The sequence below is a fragment of the Mycobacterium sp. WUMAC-067 genome, assembly GCF_020217485.1.
In the GTDB taxonomy this organism is placed as follows: Bacteria; Actinomycetota; Actinomycetes; order Mycobacteriales; family Mycobacteriaceae; genus Mycobacterium.
Genome location: NZ_JAEKMI010000130.1, coordinates 1 through 2415, shown reverse-complemented (window position 1 = coordinate 2415; position 2415 = coordinate 1). Strand labels below are relative to the sequence as shown.

Annotated in this window: 4 protein-coding genes; all 4 read left to right on the top strand. The window is 65.7% G+C overall.

The genetic code is table 11. The annotated features are described in order from the left end of the window. The coding region (locus JF781_RS27780) for an MFS transporter (protein ID WP_225341351.1) at positions 1-766 on the top strand (766 nt) is incomplete at its 5' end. Between the two features lie 470 nt (positions 767-1236). Then, positions 1237-1638 (top strand): hypothetical protein, encoded by a 402-nt coding sequence (locus JF781_RS27775; RefSeq protein WP_225330292.1) that lies wholly within the window; start codon positions 1237-1239, stop codon positions 1636-1638. A gap of 246 nt (positions 1639-1884) precedes the next feature. Continuing rightward, positions 1885-2184 carry a PE family protein gene (locus JF781_RS27770; protein ID WP_225330291.1) on the top strand — a complete coding sequence of 100 codons (300 nt, stop codon included), beginning with the start codon at positions 1885-1887 and terminating at the stop codon, positions 2182-2184. 18 nt (positions 2185-2202) lie between these two features. Further along, on the top strand, positions 2203-2415 hold a 213-nt coding region (locus JF781_RS27765), incomplete at its 3' end, for a PPE family protein (protein WP_225341352.1).

Below are 2415 nucleotides of genomic sequence, written 5' to 3'. Positions count from 1 at the left end.
CTTCCAGGTGTACCTGGCGCTGCCCCTGCAGGCGTCGATGCTGACGCCGCGGTCTGGAAAGGCTTTGGTTGCAGCACTTTTCGTTGTCTCTGGCCTGGTTGCGGTGGTCGGACAGCTGCGCATCACCCGTTGGTTCACGAAACGCTGGGGACCCGGACGTAGCCTGGCCATCGGTGTGGCCATCCTGGCGGTCTCGTTTGTGCCGCTGACAGTCATTCCCGACGGTCATCGGTTCGGGACACCGGTGGCGGTGGGGGCCCTGCTGGTGTCGGCGGCGCTGCTGGCCGTCGGTTCGGCCGCGGTCTTCCCGTTCGAGATGGACACCGTCGTCTCGCTGGCCGGCGGCCGGCTGGTGGCCACCCATTACGGGTTCTACAACACCATCGTCGGAGCCGGAATCCTCATCGGCAACTTGGCCACCGGATCGATATTCGGTGCGGCACAACGGCTGAGCGCTGGCGCACTGGTTTGGGGCGGGCTGGTTCTCATCGGCATCATCGCCGCAGTTGCCCTCTACCGTCTCGAACCCGCACACGACCTGCAACCGGCTCATCCCGAGCTTGGCGACGTCCAACCTGCGGTACCGGCCATAACCCGCCGGCGATTCACACCGCCGCACGGCAAGGCATCTGTGTCCCCGTCTCCTGGTCATCCTTTCGGGCGCCGGCCCGCGATGACGACGACTCTAACCCCAACGGGGCGCCGCAGGATGCCATCGGCACGCAACCAGGAGCGAGATTACTCACGTTCGATCGCGTCGATGTAATCACCTTGTGGTTACCCATGTGAATCCGCAGGAAGATCCGCCGTCAAGCACCCGATCGGCGCGAACTCCCGATGTTATTAAGGGATTCGACGCGAACAGCTGCCAGCGGCTCGGCCGCGGGCATCGCCTGTCGAGTGAGTCGTCATGTGTCCCGGGCCGATAGAGCGAAGCCGCGAGCTGGTGTTGTCGTGGGAGCCGGCCGCCGCACCGACTACCGCCGAGGTAGCGGAATGCCGCTTGGGCGCCTCTATACCTCGGGCGGGTAGGGGTATTTTGGGATGTCGGTGCAATGTGCGGGTAACTGTCCGATGCCCAACTGTCGATATCAGCTTGACCTGCATAAAAATGGCCAACGGCATGCACGATCGCGAGCCGGGCACAATGCGGTATCGACTGCCCCGCATATGGCATACCCCCCTATGGGCGGGTACAGTTGAGACACTATGAGGCCCCGCGGCGCAGGTACTTCGGTGCGGTTGCGAGTTGTTGTCGCGATCGCGGCTGCAGTGTGGTTGGTCCTCGGCGCCCTCGGGTGCGGGCTGGTGCATTTCGCTCCCCTCGCATTTGACCCACCGCACGCCTTCGTGACAGCGCCGGGCGGCGGGTCTGGCCCTGGCGCGTCCGACATTCAGGCCCAGCATGCTTCTCTTTACCGCGGCCTGGTCGCCAAATGCTCCAAGGTGTTCGGGGCCATGCCGGTGTCGGGACCCGTTACCGCGCTGGTGGAACTCGGTCTCGCGGTCGCCGTGGTCGCCGTCGCGGGTTCGCGCATCAAACTCGTGGTGCCGGTCGGGCGGGCCCCACCCCGCGCGGCTGCCATTGCCTTCAACGGTCAAGACCTTTTGACGCGGTTCTGCATAGCTCGCCGGTGATCGGCCGGCGGCAGGCCATTTGTCGCGCCACGACGATCGGTGAGCACTCGCTCACCGTCAACCGTCCCGCCGGCCTCGCCCCGGATGAACGCAGAAACAACCAACGCATCATCCTGTCTGACTCGGCCTAGCCGAGTCAGCCGACGCGGTCTCCATCTCGACGACGACCGCATCAACGCACCCGATACCACCGCAGCGGACAGGGCCAGCCCATGTCCGTAATCCCAAGTCTCCAAGGAGAAGTCCATGTTCTCACTCACCGTCGCCCCGCAAATGTTGACGGCGGCGACCGGTAACCTGCAGGGCATCGGCTCGGCGATGAGCGCCGAAAACGCCGCCGCGGCCGGCCCGACGACCGGGGTGGTTCCCGCCGCCGCCGATGAGGTGTCTGCGTTGACGGCGCTGCAGTTTGCCGCGCACGCGCAGATGTACCAGGGCGTCAGCGCCCAAGCTGCGGCGATCCACGAATTAGTCGCGAACACCCTTGGCGTCAGCGCTGATTCGTATGCGGTCACCGAGGCCGCCAACGCGGTCGCGGCCGGCTGAGCACTCCGAGGTGAAATGATGGATTTCGCAGCTTTGCCACCCGAAATCAACTCGGCAAGGATCTATGCCGGTCCGGGCCCGGGCTCGATGCTGGCCGCAGCGTCGGCCTGGGAGGGGCTCGCCGAGCAGCTATATTCGGAGGCCGCTTCGTATTCCTCGGTGGTTTCAGGGCTGACCAGCGGGCCGTGGCTGGGTCCGGCGTCGGCGGCGATGGCCGCCGCGAGCGCCCCC

What these genes read in the sequence shown, in the direction of transcription:
- JF781_RS27770 (WP_225330291.1), top strand. Translation starts at nt 1,885, where the DNA reads ATGTTCTCACTCACCGTCGCCCCGCAAATGTTGACGGCGGCGACCGGT.